This window comes from Nigerium sp., assembly GCF_039811905.1.
GTDB lineage: Bacteria > Actinomycetota > Actinomycetes > Propionibacteriales > Propionibacteriaceae > Propioniciclava.
Window position 1 is genome coordinate 1 of sequence record NZ_JBDHZL010000004.1, and the last position, 20270, is coordinate 20270.

Annotated in this window: 20 protein-coding genes and 2 tRNA genes; 14 read left to right on the plus strand and 8 right to left on the minus strand. The window is 71.6% G+C overall.

The window, feature by feature from the left end; genetic code table 11:
- Positions 1-14: 14 nt before the first annotated feature.
- Positions 15-1082, minus strand: a complete 1068-nt coding sequence (locus WMJ97_RS01825; RefSeq protein ID WP_347347252.1) for a 3-isopropylmalate dehydrogenase — start codon at positions 1080-1082, stop codon at positions 15-17.
- A 135-nt stretch (positions 1083-1217) separates the two neighbouring features.
- Here WMJ97_RS01825 and WMJ97_RS01830 point away from each other — a divergent pair, with 135 nt between their 5' ends.
- Positions 1218-2300, plus strand: a complete 1083-nt coding sequence (locus tag WMJ97_RS01830) for a branched-chain amino acid aminotransferase (protein ID WP_347347253.1) — start codon at positions 1218-1220, stop codon at positions 2298-2300.
- 26 nt (positions 2301-2326) lie between these two features.
- Entirely contained in the window at positions 2327-2929 is a 603-nt protein-coding gene (locus tag WMJ97_RS01835) for a hypothetical protein (RefSeq protein ID WP_347347254.1), read from the plus strand.
- A gap of 485 nt (positions 2930-3414) precedes the next feature.
- Here the strand turns inward: WMJ97_RS01835 and WMJ97_RS01840 are convergent, their stop codons facing one another.
- The 3 genes from WMJ97_RS01840 to WMJ97_RS01850 all read right to left on the minus strand — a co-directional run bounded on the left by WMJ97_RS01840 (position 3415) and on the right by WMJ97_RS01850 (position 5987).
- On the minus strand, positions 3415-4455 hold the full coding sequence (locus WMJ97_RS01840; protein WP_347347255.1) for a hypothetical protein: 1041 nt from the start codon (positions 4453-4455) through the stop codon (positions 3415-3417).
- Positions 4456-4669: 214 nt separating this feature from the next.
- Positions 4670-5167, minus strand: a complete 498-nt coding sequence (gene tpx / locus WMJ97_RS01845) for a thiol peroxidase (protein WP_347347256.1) — start codon at positions 5165-5167, stop codon at positions 4670-4672.
- Positions 5168-5231: 64 nt separating this feature from the next.
- On the minus strand, positions 5232-5987 hold the full coding sequence (locus tag WMJ97_RS01850; RefSeq protein ID WP_347347257.1) for a M15 family metallopeptidase: 756 nt from the start codon (positions 5985-5987) through the stop codon (positions 5232-5234).
- 295 nt (positions 5988-6282) lie between these two features.
- On the opposite strand from WMJ97_RS01850, the gene cimA reads away from it, so the two are divergent.
- Positions 6283-7893, plus strand: a complete 1611-nt coding sequence (gene cimA / locus WMJ97_RS01855; RefSeq protein WP_347347258.1) for a citramalate synthase — start codon at positions 6283-6285, stop codon at positions 7891-7893.
- Positions 7894-7994: 101 nt separating this feature from the next.
- Positions 7995-8663, plus strand: a complete 669-nt coding sequence (locus WMJ97_RS01860; RefSeq protein ID WP_347347259.1) for a DUF1707 domain-containing protein — start codon at positions 7995-7997, stop codon at positions 8661-8663.
- 118 nt (positions 8664-8781) lie between these two features.
- Here WMJ97_RS01860 and WMJ97_RS01865 read toward each other — a convergent pair whose 3' ends face one another.
- Together WMJ97_RS01865 and WMJ97_RS01870 are read right to left on the minus strand one after the other, a co-directional pair.
- Positions 8782-10059, minus strand: a complete 1278-nt coding sequence (locus WMJ97_RS01865) for a thymidine phosphorylase (protein ID WP_347347260.1) — start codon at positions 10057-10059, stop codon at positions 8782-8784.
- Positions 10060-10112: 53 nt separating this feature from the next.
- Entirely contained in the window at positions 10113-11162 is a 1050-nt protein-coding gene (locus WMJ97_RS01870; RefSeq protein WP_347347261.1) for an NAD(P)-dependent alcohol dehydrogenase, read from the minus strand.
- A 125-nt stretch (positions 11163-11287) separates the two neighbouring features.
- Between WMJ97_RS01870 and WMJ97_RS01875 the strand changes: the two genes are divergently transcribed.
- The 5 genes from WMJ97_RS01875 to WMJ97_RS01895 all read left to right on the plus strand — a co-directional run bounded on the left by WMJ97_RS01875 (position 11288) and on the right by WMJ97_RS01895 (position 14231).
- Positions 11288-12103: a fumarylacetoacetate hydrolase family protein gene (locus WMJ97_RS01875; RefSeq protein ID WP_347347262.1), complete on the plus strand. Its 816-nt coding sequence runs from the start codon at positions 11288-11290 to the stop codon at positions 12101-12103.
- 3 nt (positions 12104-12106) lie between these two features.
- Complete coding sequence (locus WMJ97_RS01880) at positions 12107-13069, plus strand: CPBP family intramembrane glutamic endopeptidase (protein WP_347347263.1); 963 nt, start codon at positions 12107-12109, stop codon at positions 13067-13069.
- 92 nt (positions 13070-13161) lie between these two features.
- A tRNA-Gln gene (locus tag WMJ97_RS01885) sits at positions 13162-13236 on the plus strand.
- Positions 13237-13298: 62 nt separating this feature from the next.
- Positions 13299-13371: transfer RNA gene (locus WMJ97_RS01890), tRNA-Glu, on the plus strand.
- A gap of 497 nt (positions 13372-13868) precedes the next feature.
- Positions 13869-14231: a hypothetical protein gene (locus WMJ97_RS01895; RefSeq protein ID WP_347347264.1), complete on the plus strand. Its 363-nt coding sequence runs from the start codon at positions 13869-13871 to the stop codon at positions 14229-14231.
- Positions 14232-14372: 141 nt separating this feature from the next.
- Here WMJ97_RS01895 and WMJ97_RS01900 read toward each other — a convergent pair whose 3' ends face one another.
- The gene (locus tag WMJ97_RS01900) at positions 14373-15098 is read right to left on the minus strand and encodes an IclR family transcriptional regulator (protein WP_347347265.1); all 726 of its coding nucleotides are present in this window, start codon (positions 15096-15098) and stop codon (positions 14373-14375) included.
- A 110-nt stretch (positions 15099-15208) separates the two neighbouring features.
- Here WMJ97_RS01900 and leuC point away from each other — a divergent pair, with 110 nt between their 5' ends.
- The 3 genes from leuC to WMJ97_RS01915 all read left to right on the plus strand — a co-directional run bounded on the left by leuC (position 15209) and on the right by WMJ97_RS01915 (position 17753).
- Entirely contained in the window at positions 15209-16606 is a 1398-nt protein-coding gene (gene leuC / locus WMJ97_RS01905; protein ID WP_347347266.1) for a 3-isopropylmalate dehydratase large subunit, read from the plus strand.
- Positions 16607-16617: 11 nt separating this feature from the next.
- Complete coding sequence (gene leuD, locus WMJ97_RS01910; protein ID WP_347347267.1) at positions 16618-17223, plus strand: 3-isopropylmalate dehydratase small subunit; 606 nt, start codon at positions 16618-16620, stop codon at positions 17221-17223.
- A gap of 203 nt (positions 17224-17426) precedes the next feature.
- The gene (locus tag WMJ97_RS01915) at positions 17427-17753 is read left to right on the plus strand and encodes an HU family DNA-binding protein (RefSeq protein ID WP_347347268.1); all 327 of its coding nucleotides are present in this window, start codon (positions 17427-17429) and stop codon (positions 17751-17753) included.
- A gap of 57 nt (positions 17754-17810) precedes the next feature.
- Here the strand turns inward: WMJ97_RS01915 and WMJ97_RS01920 are convergent, their stop codons facing one another.
- On the minus strand, positions 17811-18011 hold the full coding sequence (locus WMJ97_RS01920) for a hypothetical protein (protein ID WP_347347269.1): 201 nt from the start codon (positions 18009-18011) through the stop codon (positions 17811-17813).
- A 110-nt stretch (positions 18012-18121) separates the two neighbouring features.
- Between WMJ97_RS01920 and WMJ97_RS01925 the strand changes: the two genes are divergently transcribed.
- Positions 18122-19246 (plus strand): D-alanine--D-alanine ligase family protein, encoded by a 1125-nt coding sequence (locus WMJ97_RS01925; RefSeq protein WP_347347270.1) that lies wholly within the window; start codon positions 18122-18124, stop codon positions 19244-19246.
- Positions 19246-20190: a thiamine-phosphate kinase gene (locus WMJ97_RS01930; RefSeq protein ID WP_347347271.1), complete on the plus strand. Its 945-nt coding sequence runs from the start codon at positions 19246-19248 to the stop codon at positions 20188-20190. Before WMJ97_RS01925 ends, WMJ97_RS01930 begins: the two co-directional genes overlap by 1 nt.
- The last annotated feature ends 80 nt before the right edge of the window (positions 20191-20270 follow it).

Genomic DNA, 20270 nt, shown 5'->3' on the forward strand with positions numbered 1-20270 from the left:
GATCCCTCGGCGGATCAGGCGAGGGACGCCGCGATCGCGTCGCCGACCTCGCTGGTCGAGCGGCGGGACGTCCGGGAGGCGATGTCCGCGTCGACGGCCGCGTCGATGCGGGCGGCGTCCTCGGGGCGTCCGAGGTGGTCGAGCAGCAGCGCCATCGAGGAGATCGTGGCGGTCGGGTCGGCAATGCCCTGCCCGGCGATGTCGGGCGCCGAGCCGTGCACGGGCTCGAACATCGACGGGTGGGTGCCGCTCGGGTTCAGGTTCGCGGACGCCGACAGCCCGATCCCGCCGGTGATCGCGCCGGCGAGGTCGGTGATGATGTCGCCGAAGAGGTTGTCGGTGACGAGGACGTCGAAGCGCTGCGGGTCGGCGACCATCGCGATCGTCGCGGCGTCGATGTGGAGGTAGTCGGTCTCCACGCCCGGGTACTCGCGGCCGACCTCGGTCACGATGCGGTTCCAGAGCCCGCCCGCGTTGACGAGCACGTTGTGCTTGTGGACGAGCGTCAGCTTGTTCCGGCGGCGGGTGGCCCGCTCGAAGGCGTCCCGGACGACCCGCTCCACCCCGAACGCGGTGTTCACCGAGACCTCGTTCGCGATCTCGTGGGGCGTCCCGGTGCGCACGGAGCCGCCGTTGCCGCAGTAGAGGCCCTCCGTGCCCTCGCGGACGACGACGAAGTCGATCGGCCCGCGACCGGTGACGGCGTCCGACAGGGGCGTCGCCACGCCCGGGTACAGCTTGGACGGCCGCAGGTTGACGTAGTGATCGAACGCGAACCGCAGCTTCAGGAGCAGTCCGCGCTCCAGCAGGCCGCTCGGGATCGCCTTCGACCCCGGCGCCGCGCCGACCGCCCCCAGGACGATCGCGTCGGCGGCGTCCAGCTCACCGAGCACGGAGTCGGGCAGGACCTCGCCGGTCCGCTGCCAGCGCTCGGCGCCCAGGTCGTAGCGGACGTACTCGAACGTGTCCGCGCCGACGGCGGCGTCCAGCACCTTGAGCCCCTCGGCGACGACCTCGGGACCGATGCCGTCGCCCCCGATCACGGCGATGGTCTGCTTCTTCTGCGCATTCTCGTTGGCCACGGCGTCCACCCTATCGAGACGGCTCGTCTTGTCCTGCGGTCCGGGCGTCCGTGGGACGCCGCAGCGGCGCGCGGGGCGTCCGCCGCGACCCGAGACCCAGGACGCGGCGCAGCGCCGCTGAGTATCGTGGCGTTCATGGCCCTGTCGTTCCCACTTCATCCCACCGAGCACCCGCACAGCGACGCCGAGATCGCCGAGATCATGGCCGACCCCGGGTTCGGGCGGTTCTTCACCGACCACATGGCGCTGGCCGTGTGGACGCAGGAAGCGGGCTGGGGCGAGGACGAGGTCGGCCCGTACGGGCCGTTCCAGATCGAGCCCGGCGACGCGGTGCTGCACTACGCGCAGGAGATCTTCGAGGGGTTGAAGGCCTACCGGCATGCGGACGGTTCGGTGTGGCTGTTCCGCCCCGAGCGCAACGCGCGCCGCTTCGCCCAGTCGGCCGAGCGGCTGTGCCTGCCGGTGCTGCCCGAGGAGGACTTCCTGACGTCGGTGCGCGAGCTGGTGAAGGCGGACGTCCGGTGGGTGCCGTCGGGCGAGAAGGAGGAGAGCCTCTACCTGCGGCCGTTCATGTTCGCGGCGGAGAGCTTCCTCGGCGTCCGGGCGGCGCACCGCGTGCAGTACGCGGTGATCGCGTCCCCGGTGGGCCCGTACTTCGCGGGCGGGGTGAAGCCGATCGATATCTGGGTCACCGATGAATACTCGCGCGCCGGCGTGGGCGGCACGGGTGCGGCCAAGTGCGGCGGCAACTACGCGTCCAGCCTCATCGCGCAGCGCGAGGGGTACGAGCACGGGTGTCCGCAGGTGCTGTTCATCGACCAGGGGAACGACCGGGTCGAGGAACTGGGCGGCATGAACGTCTTCGTCATCACGAAGGACGGAGGGCTGCGCACCCCGGCGCTGACCGGCACGATCCTGGAGGGGGTCACGCGCGACTCGATCCTCGCGATGGGGGAGAAGCTCGGGCTGCAGCCCGAGGCGGGCCGTCTTGGCCCGCAGGAGCTGCGCGACGGTATCGAGTCGGGCGAGTTCGTCGAGGCGTTCTGCTGCGGCACGGCTGCGGTGATCAGCCCGATCAGCGGATTCAAGTCCCGTTCCGGAGAGTTTCGGCTCCCCGACGGCGCGCACGACACGACGCTGTCCATTCGTAATGCCATTCTTGATATTCAGTACGGCCGCGCGGAGGACACCTTCGGCTGGATGCACCGCGTCGCCTGACCGCACAGCACGACACGAGGGGCAGCATGGCGAACGCGACGAACAACCAACAAGGCGGCAACACCTGGGTGGGTGTGATCGCGGGAGTCCTGGTCGGCGTCCTGGTGGTCGTCGTCGGGTTCTTGACGATCGTGCCGCGAGGCACGCTGGCGACGCCCTCGCCGTCCCCGAGCGTGACGGAGCCGGCACCGACGACGAGTTCGCCCGCGCCGTCGATGACGGAGACGTCCACGCCCTCCGAGACGCCGACGCCGACGCCCACCGAGACGCCGAGCGACACGGCGTCCCCGTCGCCGACGGACAGTGCGAGCGCCAGCCCGAGCGCGTCCCCGACGGGTCCGGTGGCGGGCGTCGTGACGTCGCTGCCGTCCGGCTCGTACATCGCGGTGATCAAGTCGCTGTACAAGCAGAGCTACACCGGCGAGCAGGCGGTGGCGTACGCCGCCGAGCGCGCGAAGGGCGGGTACACCCCGGTGGCGATCGACGCCGACCAGATCCCCGGCCTGAAGAAGGGGTTCTACGCGATCGGCGTCCCGAATCTGAAGAACTACGCGGAGGTCAAGCAGGCCTGCGCCGGGCTCGGGCTCCCCAACGGGGACAGCTGCTTCCCGCGGACGGTGGGGGGCTAGTCGCGCCCCGTGTGCGCTTCTACCGTACGTTCTCCACACTCTGGTGTGGAGAACGTCACACGGATTCGACTTCTCGAAGGAGTTTCGGTGGGGGGTTCCGGGTGGAGCAGCGCGCGGGTTACACGCCAGCCGATGGCGGGCGTCCGGGGCGTCGGCGGCGGGCGTCCGGGTTCGGCCGGTCCGCCGGGGAGTTCCGGAGGATCGGCGTCCAGATGCTGTGTCACCCTCGTTCTGGTCGTGCGTAAGAGTCGGGCTCGCCGGCTCACCCTCCTCGTCCTCCCGGGATCGCTCACCCCGAGGGACGCCGCCGGCGTCGGCCGCACACGTCCGGTCGTCGGTTCGTTGGTCGTCTGGGGCCTCGTGCCCGGCCGCGGTTCGACACGGCCCAGAGAAGCAGGGACGCCGCGCCGAAACCGGTCACGGCCCCGAAAGGCGTGTCACGTTCTCCACACTAGAGTGTGGAGAACGTCAGGTAGAAACGCCCCTCAGCCGCCCAGCAGCCTCAGGATCAGGAAAATCGCGCCGACGGCGAGCGTGGCCAGCAGACCGATGAAGAACCCGCGGACCGCGTTCGGGCCGAACACCGACGGCCTCGCCGGACGCTGACGCTGCTCGACCTCGCGGTACGCCGGCGCCGCCTCGGCCGTGCTCACGCGCGCGCTCGGGGGCGCGGGGGGCCGCTCGCCGGCGCCCGGACGCTCGGCAGCGGGCGCCACGCGCGTCTCGCCCGCGTCCTGCGGCTCGAGGACGCTGGTGCGCTCGGCGGACGACTCGGGCTCTGCGCCTGTCGCGCCGGCGAACACCTGCGTGGGCGCGTCGGGACGCGTCTCGCCCTGGGGCGCCGGGGCACCCTGGGCCCACTCCTCGTCGGCGTCCCTCTGCTCCTGCGCGCGCCCCTGCTCGCGCACATCGGACGACGCGATCACCTGCGTCGGCGCGTCGGGCGCGGGGGCGGCGTCCTCGGCCCGCTTCTGCTCGGCCGGGATGAGCGGGGTCTCGGGGGAGGCGTCCGCGGGGGGCTCCTCGTCGGTGATCGCCGCGGCCAGCGGCGCGGTGGCGAAGCGGGCCACGCGGGCGTCCGGCTCCTCGATCAGGGCCTCGTGCAACGCGCGCGGGAGCCCGGGCGTCGCGACCGGCGGCACCAAGAACGTCATGGACGCCGACTCGTCGCGCATGTCGAACCGCCCCCACGTCTCGCCGCGCACGACGACGGCGGTCTGCGACACCGTCGTGCGCCGGTTCAGATCGCACACGACCGCGTGATACGGACGGTCGGGGTCGCTGCGCCACACGAGCGCCACGCGGCTGCGCTGGACCAGCAGCGTGCCGAAGTCGAGCTTCTTGCCCGGGACGCCCACCGGCACGAGGTAGCGCACCGGCTCGTCCGTCAGCACGACCGGGCGGAACCGCTCGGCCCCACCCTTGAGCACGTGCCGGGAGAGGTCCACGAACCGCTTCTCGCCTGGCACCAACTCCAGGACGGCGACCACGCCGTCACTGATCCGGTCCGCCAGATCATCCGGCATGGGCCCTCCTCGTCGCTCGCGTGCTACTACACGACCATCCTGCCCAAACGCTACTCGCCCCCGGTGGGACGCCGCTGGCGCGCCCCGCGCGTTTTGCCCGTTTGCCGCCGATATTGGGCCGCTTTCCCAGCATGCGAAACCGGCGGGGCGAGGCCCCGCCGGTTTCTGTGGACGCCCGCTCAGGACGCCTCCGGTCGCGTCGGTTCGGCGCGGCTCAGTTGAGCGCCGCGACCGCGGCGTCGTAGTCGGGCTCCTGCGTGGTCTCGGGGACGAGCTCGGTGTAGACGACCTTGCCCTCGGGGTCGATGACGACCACCGAGCGGGCGTTCAGGCCGGCCAGCGGGCCGTCGAGGAGGCGGGTGCCGTAGTCGTCGGCGAAGGACGACCGGAACGTGGACGCCGTGACGACGTTCTCGATGCCCTCGGCGCCGCAGAAGCGGGCGAGCGCGAACGGGAGGTCGGCCGACGCGCAGACGACGGTCGTGTTGTCGAGCCCCGCGGCGAGCTCGTTGAAGCGCCGCACGCTCATCGCGCACACGCCCGTGTCGACGCTGGGGAAGATGTTCAGCACGACGCGGCGTCCGGCGTAGTCGCCGAGGGAGACGTCGGAGAGATCGGCGCCGGTGAGGGTGAAGTCGGGGGCCGCGGCACCGACGGACGGCAGGTCGCCGACGGTGTGCACCTGGGTGCCTTTGAAGAGAGTTTCAGCCATACCTGGTTTCTAGCACGGAAGACCAAGGCCGTCGACGGATGCCCTGGCCCGTATCGCCTCGCGGTCAGGCGAGGCCCAGGTACTGCTCGAGCGTCATCTTCGAGTTCGGGCCGAATCGCGCCGCGACGGCGGTGCCGACGTAACGCAGGTGCCAGGGTTCCCAGCCGATGCCGGTGATCTTCTGCGTCCCCTTCGGGTACCGGACGATGAAGCCGAACGTGTGGGCGTTGCGGGCGATCCACGCCGACTGCGGCAGCCGCGCGAAGGCGTCCCCGCGGTGCCGGCCGTCCCAGACGTCGAAGGCCAGGCCGGTCTGGTGCTCGCTGGCTCCGGCGGGCGCGTAGTAGGTGTCCGCGTAGGCGCGCGGGGGGGGGTAGCGGGCGACGGCTCGCCGATAGGACGCCGCCTGCGTGGCATAGCTGCGGTACCCCGAGCGGATGGTCAGGGTGAGCTTCTTCTGGCGTGCCGCGCGCAGGAGGCGGGTCGCGGCGGCGTAGACGTCCGGACGCAGGCCGTAGGGACGCCGCGCCCACGCCGGGCGGTACCGGCTCGAGACCCGGTGGGCCTTGCTCACGACGATGATCCCGCCGACGGTGTAGGGCTGGTCCAGGCGGCGTCCGGTGCGGGTGTCCTTCGGCGGGGTCGCCGCGGCGGCCCGGACGGCGGAGGGCGCGGACGCCGCCGCGCGGGGAGCGGGCACGGATGCCGCCGAGGGCGCGGCGAGCGCGATCGTGGCGAACGGGCCGGCCAGGAGGGCGGTGGCGAGGGCCGCGGCCGACGTGACGACCCGCGCGGGGGTCGAGGCGTGAGGCGTCCACATGATGGGGACGCTAGTCGCTAAATAGGGGAGGATGTCGCCGGGTTGCAGGGTGGATGGAGGGCCGCACCTCTGCGGGTCCACCGGAACCGACGGCGCGCCGGCACGCGGCCGACCCACCGGAACTGACGGCGCGCCACCACGCACCGACCCGGATCCGGCCCGGTGAGACCCCGGCCGCTCCGGTTAATCGCGACTATGCTGCCCAGCGGCCCGGAGCGGCTTAGCCGCGCCCTCCCATCGCGTGCCGGAACCCCCTCCGGATGCTGACCCATACTTCGACCCGAAGGTGAGCCGAATGAACACCCTGACCGCCGCCGCGCCCCTGCGCACCCTGACCGCCCCGCCCGACGTCTTCCACGTCTACGACACCACCCTGCGCGACGGCGCGCAGCAGGAGGGTCTTCGCCTCACGGTTCAGGACAAGCTGCGCATCGCCCGCGCCCTGGACGACTTCGGCGTCACCTTCATCGAGGGTGGCTGGCCGGGGGCCAACCCCAACGACACCGCGTTCTTCGCGAAGGCCGCCGCCGGCGAGCTGGAGCTGAAGAACTCGACCCTCGTCGCGTTCGGCGCGACGCGTAAGGCCGGCGGGAAGGCGTCCTCCGACCCGCTGACGCGAGCCCTACTGGACGCCCAGACCCCCGTCATCACGCTGGTCGCGAAGAGCCACGACGAGCACGTCTTCCGCGCGCTGAACACCACGCTGGAGGAGAATCTCGCGATGGTGAGCGACACGGTGAAGTTCCTCACGAGCGAGGGGCGCCGCGTCTTCGTCGACTGCGAGCACTTCTTCGACGGGTTCCGGGCGAACTCCGACTACGCGCTGGAGGTCGTCCGGACGGCCGCCGACGCCGGCGCCGAGGTCGTCATCCTGTGCGACACGAACGGCGGGATGCTGCCGAGCTGGATGACCGAGGTCGTCAGCGCGGCCGGGCAGGTCGGCGTCGACCTGGGCATCCACTGTCACAACGACACCGGCTGCGCGGTCGCGAACACCCTCGCCGCCGTCGACGCGGGCGTCATGCACGTGCAGGGCACGATCAACGGCCACGGCGAGCGCACCGGCAACGCCGACCTCATCACGACGGTGGCGAACCTGCAGCTCAAGTACGGCTGGAGCCTCCTGCCGACCGGCGGCCTGGAGAAGGCGACGACCGTCTCGCACGCGGTGGCGGGCATCACGCACGTCCAGGTGAACAGCCGGCAGCCGTACGTCGGCCAGTCGGCGTTCGCGCACAAGGCCGGGCTGCACGCGTCCGCGATCAAGGTGGACGCGAACCTCTACCAGCACACCGACCCCCGGCTCGTCGGCAACGACATGCGCATGCTCGTCTCCGACATGGCCGGCCGGGCCAACATCCAGCTGAAGGGCAGCGAGCTCGGCTACGACATCGCCGACCGCGAGCTGGCCGCGCGCGTGACCGACACGGTGAAGCAGCGCGAGATGGAGGGCTACAGCTACGAGTCCGCGGACGCCTCGTTCGAGCTGCTCCTGCGCGAGCAGCTCGGCCTGATGGAGGACCCGTTCGAGGTGCAGCGCTGGCGCGTGTGGACCGGCGACGAGGTGAACGAGGCCGGCGAGGACTCCGAGGCGATCGTCAAGGTCTCCGCGAAGGGCCGCACGCAGGCGCTCGCGGGCGAGGGCCAGGGGCCGCTCAACGCGCTCGACCAGGCGCTGCGCTCGGCGCTGACCGTGCCGTACCCGCCGGTGGAATCGTTCGAGCTCGTGGACTACCGCGTCCGCATCCTCGATCAGGGCCACGGCACCGACGCGATCGTCCGGGCGCTGCTCGACATGACGGACGGCGCCCGCACCTGGACGACCGTCGGCGTCGGCACGAACGTCATCGAGGCGTCCTGGGAGGCGCTGATGGACGCCTACCGCTGGGGTCTGATCGAGCGCTGACGGCTCCGGCAGACGGCCCGCCCGGGCGTCCGGACGATCCGGGCGGTGGGGTAGCCTGAGCGGCACCTCACCGCCCTTTCGCGACGCCCAGGAGCACCGCCATGAGCACCCCCGACAGCCCCGACATCCGCGTGGGGGACGCCGAGCGCGAGCGCGCGGCGTCGGTCCTTCAGGACGCGGCGGCCGAGGGACGCCTCACCCTCGATGAGCTGGACGCCCGGCTCGGCCAGGCCCTCGGCTCGCGGACGCGCGGCGAGCTGCGGAGCCTCCTGGCCGATCTGCTGGGCGCCGACGACATCGACGAGTTGCTGACCGGCCGCCAGGAGCGGGCGCGGCTCGCCCGCGCCCAGGCCGGCCCGGGCCACTCGTGGGAGGATCCGCTCGTCATCACCGCGAAGTGGGACAACGAGCGCCGGCTCGGCGCCTGGGAGGTGCCGCCGTTCCTCGAGCTGAACGCGGTCGCGGCCGACGTGAAGCTCAACTTCACGGACGCCCGCCCGCTGTCGCTCCTCATCGACGTCGTGATCGTCGGGGGAGCGGGGGACACGGTGCTGATCCTCCCGTCCGGCTGGGGAGCGGATACGTCCCGCCTCGAGAAGGGCATGGGCGGCGTCAAGAACCAGGTGGAGGCCAAGGCCGCGCAGGGGTACCCGCAACTCGTCATCCGCGGACGCGGGTCGCTCGGCACGATCAAGGTCCGCTACCCGACCGGCTTCGACACCTGGCAACTCGAGCGCCATCGGACGAAGTCCCGCCCGCCGAAGCCCTGAGGGCGTTTCTACCTGACGTTCCGCACCCCCTGGTGTGGAGAACGTCACACGCCCGGGGGCGTACGCCCCCCCGCACCGACGCAGGACCGAGGATGTGCGAAGCGCGAGCGGGCTGCCCTCAGTCGATCCGCTCCAGCACCACCGGCCCCCGGGACGCAGGCTCCGGCGAGATCGTCACCGCTCCCTCCAGCGCTGCCCGCGCGCGCTCGATGCGCTCGGGTGTGTCGGTGTGGAGCGTGAACAGCACGTCGCCGGCGCGCACCCGCTCGCCCACGGACGCCGCCCACGTCACCCCGGCGGCCGCCTGCACGGGGTCCTCCTTACGGGCCCGGCCCGCGCCCAGCCGCCACGCGGCCAGGCCGACGGCCATGGCGTCCATGCTCGCGATCCAGCCGTCCGCCTCCGCCCGGACGGTCTCCGTGTGCCGCGCGCCGGGCAGCGGGGCGTCCGGGTCGCCGCCCTGGGCGGCGATCATGCGCCGCCAGACGTCCATCGCCCGCCCGGACGCCAGCGCCGCGGCCGGGTCGGCGTCCACTGCGGCGGCCGCCAGCATCTCGGACGCCAGCGCGAGCGTGAGCTCCACGACGTCCGCGGGCCCGCCGCCGGCGAGCACCTCCACCGACTCGGCGACCTCCACCGCGTTGCCGGCCGACCGGCCGAGCGGGGCGCTCATGTCGGTCACGAGCGCGACGGTCGTGACGCCCGCCGCCGCCCCGAGGCCGACCATCGTCCGGGCGAGCTCGCGGGAGGCGTCCAGGGTCTTCATGAACGCGCCCGCGCCCGTCTTGACGTCGAGCACGAGCGCGCCCGTGCCCTCGGCGATCTTCTTGCTCATGATGGACGACGCGATCAGCGGGATCGCCTCGACCGTGCCCGTGACGTCCCGCAGGGCGTACAGCTTCTTGTCGGCGGGAGCCAGCCCTGACCCGGCGCCGCAGATCACCGCCCCGACGTCCTCGAGCTGGGCGAGCATCTCCTCGTTCGACAGCATCGCCCGCCACCCCGGGATCGCCTCCAGCTTGTCGAGCGTGCCGCCCGTGTGGCCGAGCCCGCGTCCGGACAGCTGCGGCACCGCCACCCCGCACGCCGCGACGAGGGGAGCCAGCGGCAGCGTGATCTTGTCGCCGACCCCTCCCGTGGAGTGCTTGTCGGCCGTCGGCCGCGACAGCCCGGAGAAGTCGAGGCGCTCCCCGGTGTCGATCATCGCCCGCGTCCAGGTGGGCAGCTCGCGGGCGTCCAGCCCCCGGAAGAAGATCGCCATCGCGAGCGCCGACATCTGCTCGTCGCCGACATCGCCGCGCGTGTAGGCGTCGATCAGCCAGCGGATCTCCTCGTCGGCGAGGACGCCGCCGTCGCGCTTGCTGCGGATCAGGTCGACCACATCGTACGAAGCCATGGCGGCAGTATGGCAAACCGGACGCCCGCGGAGTCCGGTTGCCTTCACCGGGGTCAGAACGTCGAGGTGTCGATGACGAACCGGTACCGGACCTGGCTCTTCACCACCTTGTCGTACGCCTTCGTGATGTCGCTGCCGGCGATGATCTCCACCTGCGGCGCGAGGCCGTGCTCGGCGCAGAAGTCGAGCATCTCCTGCGTCTCGGCGATGCCGCCGATCATCGACCCGGCCAGCACCTTGTTGCCGTCGGCGAGCGCCCCCAGGTGCAGCTTGCTGGGCTTGTCGGGCAGGCCGACGTCGGCCAGGACGCCGCCGGGCTTCAGCATGCCGATGAACGCCCCCAGGTCGGAATCGGCCGCGATCGTGCACAGCATGAGGTCGAACTCGCCGCGGAGCACCATCGCGGTGCGCTTGTTGCTCATCGCGTAGTAGTGGGACGCTCCGAACGTACGCCCGTCGGCTTCCTTGCTCATCGTCTGCGAGAGGACGGTCACCTCGGCGCCCATCGCCGCGGCGATCTGGACGCCCATGTGCCCGAGCCCGCCCATCCCGATGATGGCGACCTTCGTGCCGGGGCCCGCGCCCCAGCGCTTCAGCGGCGCGTACGTCGTGATGCCGGCGCACAGCAGCGGCGCCGCCTTCTCGAAGGGGATGGAGTCGGGGATGCGGAGCACGTAGTCCTGCTCGACGGTGATGCCCTGGGAGTAGCCGCCCTCGGTCGGCTTGCCGTCGCGGCCGATGGACGCGTACGTGAAGACGGGCGGCTCGGTCGTGCTTGTGCAGAACTGCTCCTGCCCGGCGCGGCACTGCTCGCAGGCGCCGCAGGAATCGACGAAGCAGCCGACGCCCACCTTATCGCCGACCGCGAACTTCGTGACCTCCGACCCCACCTTGGTGACGATGCCGGCGATCTCGTGGCCCGGCACGAGCGGGAACCGGGTCGGCCCCCACTCCTCGCGCGCGGTGTGGATGTCGGAGTGGCAGATGCCCGCGTACTTGATGTCGAAGTAGACCTCGGTCGGGCCGGGCTCGCGGCGGGTGATGGTCGTGGGGTGGAACTTGCAGCGCTTGTTGTCGGTCGCGTAGGCGAGCACGTCGGGCACGGAGGCTCCTTCGGTGGCGGCGGCCCCGCCGGGCCCGGAGGCGGGCCGGTCCGGCCGCGGACGGGCGGTGTCGCGTCAACCCTACGTGGCTCCCCGCTCAACGAAGCCGCCGCTAGGGTGGGCCCATGCGTATTGCTCGGTTCGTGTCCGGTGACAACCCGGCCTATGGCGTCGTCGAATTGGCTCAGGACAACGGGGATCACCCCGAGACGATCAGCGTCCTGAACGGCGACCCGCTGGCCGGGGCGGTGAACTTCACGGGGGAGCGGTTGGCCCTCGACGACGTCCGGCTGGTCGCGCCGGTCATTCCGCGCAGCAAGATCGTCGCGGTGGCGCGCAACTACGTCGCCCACGCCGATGAGCTGGGCAACGACGTCCCCGACGTGCCGATGGTGTTCCTCAAGCCGAACACGTCGGTCGTCGGCCCCGGCGAGCCGATCGTGTACCCGCGGCTCAGCTCGGCCGTCGACCACGAGGGCGAACTCGCCGTCGTGATCGGGCGCATCTGCAAGGAGGTGCCGGTCGAGCGGGCCCACGAGGTGATCTTCGGCTACACCTGCGCGAACGACGTGAGCGCGCGCGACCTGCAGAAGTCCGACGGCCAGTGGGGCCGCGCGAAGGGCTTCGACACGTTCTGCCCGCTCGGCCCCTGGATCGCCACGCACCTCAGCCTCGAGGAGGCCGGCGACCTCGAGGTCGCGGTCACGATCGAGCGGGGCGGCGAGGTGCTGGAGCGGCAGCGGGCGTCCACGGCGCTCATGGTGCGCTCGATCGCCGAGATGGTCTCGTTCGTGTCGGCGTTCACGACGCTGCTGCCCGGCGACGTGATCCTCACCGGGACGCCGGCGGGCGTCGGCCGGATCGAGCCCGGCGACGTCGTCCACGTCGACATCGAGCAGATCGGACGCCTGTCGAACCCCGTCGTCGCCCAGGACGCCTGACCGGTGGGACGCCTCGAGCAGGCCTGGGCGACCGAGGACGTCCCGGCCGATGTCGACTACGCCCGCGTCCTGGCGACGCGGAACGCGACGCCGCTGCAGTCGCTGCTGGGGGTCGGCCTGGGCATCGTCACCTACCTGACGTTCGCCCCGATCGTCACGCAACTGCTCGCGCTGGGGTACTGGCAGGCGTCCGGGGCGCCGGGCGCGTTCGCGGACACGTACCGGCGCCTCGTCGGCTACGAGGTGCCCTTCGGGATGAGCGCGGTGCAACTCGGCATCTCGACGCTCATCCCGATCTCGCTGGCGCTCGTGCTGTTCGTGCACCGCGTCCGTCCGGCGTACCTGCTGTCGGTGCGTCCGGGGATGCGGTGGGGCTTGCTGGGCATCATGGTGGGGGTCGCGGCGGTGACGCTGAACGGCGTCCTGCTCGTGCAGCACCTCGCCAGCGGCGGAGGGCTCACCGTGACGCCGCAGCGCGACCTGCTGTGGTTCATGATCGCGTGCCTGCTGACGTCGCCGATCCAGGCGGCGGCGGAGGAGCTGTTCTTCCGCGGCTACCTCATGCAGGCGCTGGGAGCGCTCGTGCCCAACCACTGGTTCGGCATCGTGACGTCGGCGGCGATCTTCGCGTTCTTCCACGGCGTCCAGAATCCGTGGCTGTTCGCGGACCGCTTCGCCTTCGGCGTCCTCGCCGGCTGGCTCGTCGTGAAGACCGGCGGACTGGAGGCCGGCATCGGCGCGCACATCGTGAACAACGTGTGCGCGTTCCTGTACGCCGGGCTCTCGACCGGCATCGCCGAGCTCAAGGCGCTGCAGCAGATCGGGTGGGCCCAGGCCGTGGGCGACATCGCGATGTTCGGCGTGTACGCGCTGGCCGCCTGGCTGGTGGCGCGGCGGATCGGCGTCCGGACGCACACGGACGCCGGCCGGCGTCCGGCGGGGCGTTCGCGGAACCGCTCGGTTTGAGTGGGACGCCGCGGGTGCAGTAGAGTGGTCGCTCGCTGGCCGGGAGGTCAGCGATTCTGTGTGACGGGGCTTCCCGCGCACGCAGATGCCAAAGGGGTATGGGGTAATTGGCAGCCCGCCGGATTCTGGTTCCGTCAGTCTAGGTTCGAGTCCTAGTACCCCTGCCAGGGACGATTGGCCGGGCACCGCAGGTGTTTGCTAATCTTCTCGGGCGCCAAGGCGCCGCTAGGGCCCCGTTGTGTAGCGGCCTAGCACGCCGCCCTCTCAAGGCGGTAGCGCGGGTTCGAATCCCGTCGGGGCTACGAGGTGAACGGCCTAGTCAGACGAAAGTCGGCTAGGCCGTTCGTCGTGTCTGGGGATGCGTCATCCTGCGGTGCGGCGTCCGGGAGCGGGCAGGGCGGCCGGGGCCCGGTGGGAGCGCCGCAGACGGGACGCCGTCCGCCCACCCTGACTGGCTCGTTCTCGATCGGGACGCGCGAGCGGGTGTCCGCTCGGGGGCGTCTCCCGGGAACCGGCCTGTCAGGGTCGCCCGCGGGATGGCCGCGACGACGTGTTCGAGGCGTCTACGAGAACCTCGCCGCAGGGGCGATTCCTTCACATTCATGCATAGAACATTATTGATTCGCCCGTCACTTATCGGCCGAACTGTGAAGGACTAGGGGAATCCACGCGGACGCGGCCCGTGGTCCGGTCTGCCGTCGGCTACAGTGAGCGGTCTCAGGGACAGGATGTCGCGATGTTTGGGCAATCTCCCGGCGTGTGACGCGGTGTTGCGCCATCTGTTCGTTACATTAGCCTCATGCACCTCAAAAATTGGGCTACTGGTGTCGCTATCCCTCTGCTGACGATGGGCGGTGCGCTGTTGTGCGCTGCTCCTGCCGACGCGGCCCCGGCCGTGACGAGCTCGACCTCCCTCCATTCGACGTCGTTCAACTCGACGTCCTTCAACTCGACCTCGTTCCATTCGACGTCGTTCAACTCGGTGTCCTTCCGGTCCGTGTCGTTCGGCGCCTCGACGGGCTCGGTCTCGTTCGGGCAATCGCCCGACTCGGTGTCGTTCCGCTCCGTCTCGTTCGGGCAATCGCCCGACTCGGTGTCGTTCCGCTCCGTCTCGTTCGGGCAGTCGTCCGACTCGGTGTCGTTCCGGTCGGTGTCGTTCTGATCGGTCGTCCCTGACGCCAGCCCGAGCCGGCCCTCGCGAGGAGGCCGGTTCCGCACGACGGTGTGCGAGGCTTCAACTCGTCGACATCATGCACGTGCCCCCAGACCCGCCCTCGCGGCGGCGTCAGGGGGCACGATGGGTTCAGCCTTCGCCGCCGCTGCGGCGCAGCACCTCGGAGAGGCGGTCGGCCGCGGCCATGACGGCCGGGGCGTGGAGGCGTCCGGGCTGGCGCGACAGCCGCTCGATCGGGCCCGACACGGACACCGCCGCGATGACCTTGCCGGACGGCGAGCGCACCGGCGCAGACACGGACGCCACGCCCGGCTCGCGCTCGGCCACGGACTGCGACCAGCCGCGCCGCCGAACGGTCGCCAGGGCGACCGCCGAGAACGAGGCCGCCGACAGCCCGCGCTGAATGCGCTCCGGATCCTCCCAGGCCAGCAGGACCTGGGCCGCCGAGCCGGCGCTCATCGTCAACTGCGTCCCCACCGGGATCGTGTCCCGCAGCCCGGACGGACGCTCGGCCGCGGCCGCGCACACGCGCAGATCGCCCTGCCGCCGGAACAGCTGGGCCGACTCGCCGGTGATGTCGCGCAGTCGGTTAAGCACGGGCCCGGCCGTCGCCAACAGGCGATCCTCGCCCGCCGCGGCGGCAAGCTCGGTCAGCCGCGGCCCGAGAACGAAGCGCCCCTGGAGATCGCGGCTCACGAGGCGGTGATGCTCCAGCGCGACGGCGAGACGGTGCGCGGTGGGCCGGGCGAGCCCTGTCGCGCTCACGAGGCCGGCCAGCGTGGTCGGTCCCTGTTCGAGGGCCGTCAGTACCAGTGCGGCCTTATCGAGGACGCCGACTCCGCTTGAACTGTCCATAGGATGATATTGCCGTCTCGAATCATGACATGCAAATCCATAATGGACGGTGGAACGCGGCGCGCCGCTTGGGATGCGCCTGTTCGACGACCGTAATCGAAGGAGACACGATGGGGAAGACCCTCAGTGACAAGGTGTGGGAGAGCCACGTCGTCCGGAGCGCCAGCGGCGAGCCCGACCTGCTCTACATCGACCTCCACCTCGTGCACGAGGTCACCAGCCCGCAGGCTTTCGACGGGCTCCGACTCGCGGGGCGCCCCGTGCGCCGCCCCGACCTGACGCTCGCGACGGAGGATCACAACACGCCCACCGAGAACATCGGCCTGCCGATCGCCGACCCCGTGAGCCGGCTCCAGGTCGACACGCTGCGCAAGAACGCGGCGGAGTTCGGCGTCCCGATCCACTCGCTCGGCGACAAGGACCAGGGCATCGTGCACGTCGTCGGCCCGCAGCTCGGGCTGACCCAGCCGGGCATGACGATCGTCTGCGGCGACAGCCACACCTCGACCCACGGCGCCTTCGGGGCGCTGGCGTTCGGCATCGGCACCTCGGAGGTGGAGCACGTCCTCGCGACGCAGACCCTGCCGCAGACCCCGGCCAAGCGCATGGCCGTCAACGTGAACGGCACGCTGCCCGCCGACGTCACGCCGAAGGACGTCGTGCTCGCCCTCATCGCCAAGGTCGGCACGGGCGGCGGCCAGGGCTACGTGGTGGAGTACCGCGGCACCGCCATCGAGAACATGTCGATGGAAGGGCGCATGACGATCTGCAACATGTCGATCGAGTGGGGCGCCAAGGCCGGCATGATCGCCCCCGACGAGACGACGTTCGCGTACGTGCAGGGGCGTCCGAACGCGCCCCAGGGCGCGGAGTGGGACGCCGCCCTCGCCTACTGGAAGACGCTCTACACCGACCCCGACGCCGTCTTCGACGCCGAGGTCGATCTGGACGCCGACCAGCTCACCCCCTTCGTCACCTGGGGCACCAACCCCGGCCAGGGCGCCGGGCTGGGGGAGACGGTCCCCGACCCGACGAGCTTCGACGACCCGGACGCCCGCTCGGCCGCCGAGCGCGCCCTCACCTACATGGACTTGGCCGCCGGCACGAAGCTGCGCGACATCCACGTCGACACCGTGTTCCTCGGCTCGTGCACCAACGGCCGGATCGAGGACCTACGGCTGGCGGCGTCCGTCATCAAGGGTCGCCGCGTGGCCGGCGACGTCCGGATGCTCGTCGTGCCGGGGTCGGCGCGCGTGCGAGCCCAGGCCATGGACGAGGGCCTCGACAAGGTCTTCACGGACGCCGGCGCCGAGTGGCGCGAGGCGGGCTGCTCGATGTGTCTCGGCATGAACCCCGACCAGTTGAAGCCGGGGGAGCGGTCGGCGTCCACGTCGAACCGCAACTTCGAAGGCCGCCAGGGCAAGGGCGGCCGCACCCATTTGGTGTCGCCGGCCGTCGCCGCCGCGACGGCGATCCGCGGCACCCTCAGCTCGCCCGCGGACCTGTAAGGAGCCCTGCCATGGACAAGTTCACCTCCCATACCGGCGTCGCGGTGCCGCTGAAGCGCAGCAACGTCGACACCGACCAGATCATCCCGGCGGTCTACCTCAAGCGCGTCACGCGGACCGGCTTCGAGGACGGCCTCTTCGCCGCCTGGCGCGGCGATCCCGCCTTCGTGCTGAACCAGGACGCCTACGCGTCCGGTTCGATCCTGGTCGCGGGGCCCGACTTCGGCACCGGTAGCTCGCGCGAGCACGCCGTCTGGGCGCTGCAGAACTACGGCTTCAAGGTCGTGATCGGCAGCCGGTTCGGCGACATCTTCCGGGGCAACTCGGGCAAGGCCGGCCTGCTCATCGCGACCGTCGGTCAGGACGTCGTCGAGCAGCTCTGGGCGATCGCCGAGGCGACGCCGGGCATCGAGTTCACCGTCGACCTGCCCGCGCGCACGATTGTCGCGGGTGACCAGACGTTCACCTTCGCCATCGACGACTACACGGCGCACCGGCTGCTGAACGGCCTGGACGACATCGGCATGACCCTCCAGCACGAGGACGACATCGCCGCGTTCGAGGCGTCCCGGCCGTCGTTCAAGCCGACCACGCTGCCGGTGTTGGTCGCCGACTGACTCCCCCGGACATTCCGGTATCACGCCCAGTGAAGCGGCAGTCGCCGCCTGGGTGAGGGCCCTCACCTGCCTGGGTGAGGGCCCTATCAGCACCCGCCCGCCGGGGGGTAGTCTGGAACGTCAGGATTGATTTCGCGGTCTCTCCGCCGCGGGATAGGTTGGTACGACCCGGGCGCGACGGTGCGCCGGGAAGGGGGAGCGCCATGAACAAGACGGCGTTCACCAAGGCGTTGGCGAGCAGGTTCGACGGCAACGTTGCGGAGGCTGGTCGGGCTCTCGATGCTGTCTTGGAGACGATCGTGCAGCAGACGGCGGCCGGCGAGAAGGTGTCGCTGACCGGCTTCGGGGTGTTCGAGCGGGTGCACCGCTCGGCGCGCATGGTGCGCAACCCCGCGACGGGGAGCCGCACACCGAAGGACGCGATGTTCGTCCCCCGGTTTCGAGCCGGGCTGCTGTTCAAGCGGGCCGTCGAGGGCGCCGCGGAGTCGAACTCCTCGCAGCAAGGGATGGGTGTCGGCGAGCGGGCGTGAGGGCGTCCGGCGCTGAGAGGGTTCGTTCGGGCGTGGGGGCGGTGAGCGCTCCCGCCCTCAGGGCAGGCGGGCGCGGAGGCGTCCGTCGTCGTCGGTGACGATCACGATGCGCTGGCCCGGGCGCAGGGTGCGCAGGCCGACCAGGGCGTCCGTCGGCAGCGTGAGCGGCCGGCCGGCGTCGTCGACCGCGGCCCAGCCGTCGGGGCAGGGCCCTTGGGCGGTCGCGGGGAACTCGCGGGCGGGCGTCCGAGGGGTCATGGCGCGATCGTAGCGGGGGCGGCGTTGGCTGCCGCGGCGGGGGCGTCCGGGCACTAGATTGGTCCCCGGGCGTCCGTGCCGGGCGGGCGCGTGACAGAGACGGAGCATCCATGTCTGAAGCCCCACGCACCCGCGTCGCCGTCATCTTCGGCGGCGTCAGCTCGGAGCACGACGTGTCCTGCCTGACCGCGGGCGGGGTGACCCGCGCGATCGACGAGGATCGGTTCGAGGTCGTGGGCGTCGGCATCACCCCGTCGGGCCGCTGGGTGCAGGTGACGACCGACGAGATGAAGGCGCTCGACATCGTCGACGGCCGGCTGCCGCGGCTGGGGGAGGATCGTCCGGAGGCGTTCGTCCTGCGAGCCGGCGGCGAGGGCGGCGGCACGATCGCGACCCGGGAGGGCGACCGGCTCGTGAACGAGCGGGCGTTCGACGTGGCGTTCACCCTGCTGCACGGCCCGTTCGGCGAGGACGGCACGGTGCAGGGCCTGTTCGAGATGCTCGGCGTGCGGTACGTGGGCTCGGGCGTCCCGGCGTCGGCGAACAGCATGGACAAGGACATGATGAAGCGGCAGCTGGCCGGGGCATCCCTGCCGATCGCCGACTGGGTGACGATCACGTCGCTCCAGTGGGCGCAGAATCGCGAGGACTGCGAGCGCCGGGCCGGCGAGCTGACGTTCCCGGTCTACGTGAAGCCCGCCCGCGGCGGCTCCAGCGTGGGCATCAGCCGGGTCGACGACCCGTCGGGCCTCGCGGCGGCGATCGAAGAGGCGCACCGGTGGGATCCGAAGGTCATCGTCGAGAACGGTGTGCTCGGGGCCCGCGAGGTGGAGCTGGCGGTGCTGGGCACCAACGGCGGGCGTCCGCGGGTGTCGATCGCGGGCGAGATCGTCATGCACACCGACGACGCGTTCTACGACTACGAGGCGAAGTACACCCCCGACGACGCGACGGTGACGCTGGCGATCCCGGCCGACGTGGACCCGGCCACGCTCGCCCGGCTGCAGGAGGTCGCGGCGGCGACGTTCGAGGCGATGGAGTGCGAGGGGCTCGCGCGGGTCGACACGTTCGTGACGGCCGACGGGCAGGTGTGGGTGAACGAGCTGAACACGATGCCGGGCTTCACGCGGACGTCGATGTATCCGAGCCTGTGGGCGGCCTCCGGCATCGGGTATGCCGACCTCATCGCCGAACTGATCCAGCTCGCGCTGGATCGTCCGCTCGGGCTGCGCTGATGGCGGGGCCCACGGTCGCGGACGCCGGTGAGTTCGGCCTGATCGGCGAGATCGTCCACGGCCTCGACCTGCCGCTCAGCGTGCCGGTGGGGCCGGGGGACGACTGCGCGGTGTTCTCGCCGCGGGGCGACGTGGCCGTCTCGACCGACGCGATGGTCGAAGACGTGCACTTTCGCCGCGTGTGGTCGGGCCCCCACGACGTGGGGCGCAAGGCGGTCGCGTCGGCGATGGCCGACGTCGAGGCGATGGGCGCGACACCCGTCGGCGTCGTGCTGAGCCTCACCGTGCCGCCGGCGCTGGAGGCGGCCTGGGTCGCCGAGTGCGCGAGCGGCGTCAAGGAGGAATGCGCGGCGTGCGGGGCGTCCCTGCTGGGCGGGGACGTGACGCGCGGGGAGAGGATCGCCCTGGTCGCGACCGTGTTCGGCGATCTGGCCGGACGCCCGCCGGTGCTGCGCTCCGGCGCGCGCGCGGGCGACGTCGTCGCCTACATCGGACGCCTCGGCATGGCCGCCGCCGGGCTCGCCGTGCTGAGCCGCGGGTTCCGGTCGCCGGGGGCGGTCGTGAAGGCGCACCGCGTCCCCGAGCCCCCGTACGGGCAGGGGGCGACGGCGGCCGTCGCCGGGGCGTCCGCGATGATCGACTGCTCCGACGGGCTCGTGGCCGACCTCGGGCACGTGGCGGAGGCGTCCGGGGTGACGATCGAGATCGACACCGCCGCGTTGGAGGTGTCCGAGCCGCAGCGCACGGTCGCCGCCGCGATCGGCGGGGGCGACCCGCTCACCTACCTGCTGGGCGGCGGCGACGATCACGCGCTCCTCGCCACGTTCGCGCCCGCCGACGTGCCCGCCGGCTGGACCGTCATCGGGCGCGTCGCCGCCGGGGAGCCGGCCGTCCTGGTCGACGGCGAGCCCTGGGCGGCCGACGGCGGCTGGACGCATTTTTAGACCGTCCTCGCGCCGGGTGGGTCGCTGCACTTCCGCGGACGCCCCCGGCGTGGGGCATTCGGGCCCCGGCTGGGGCGTGA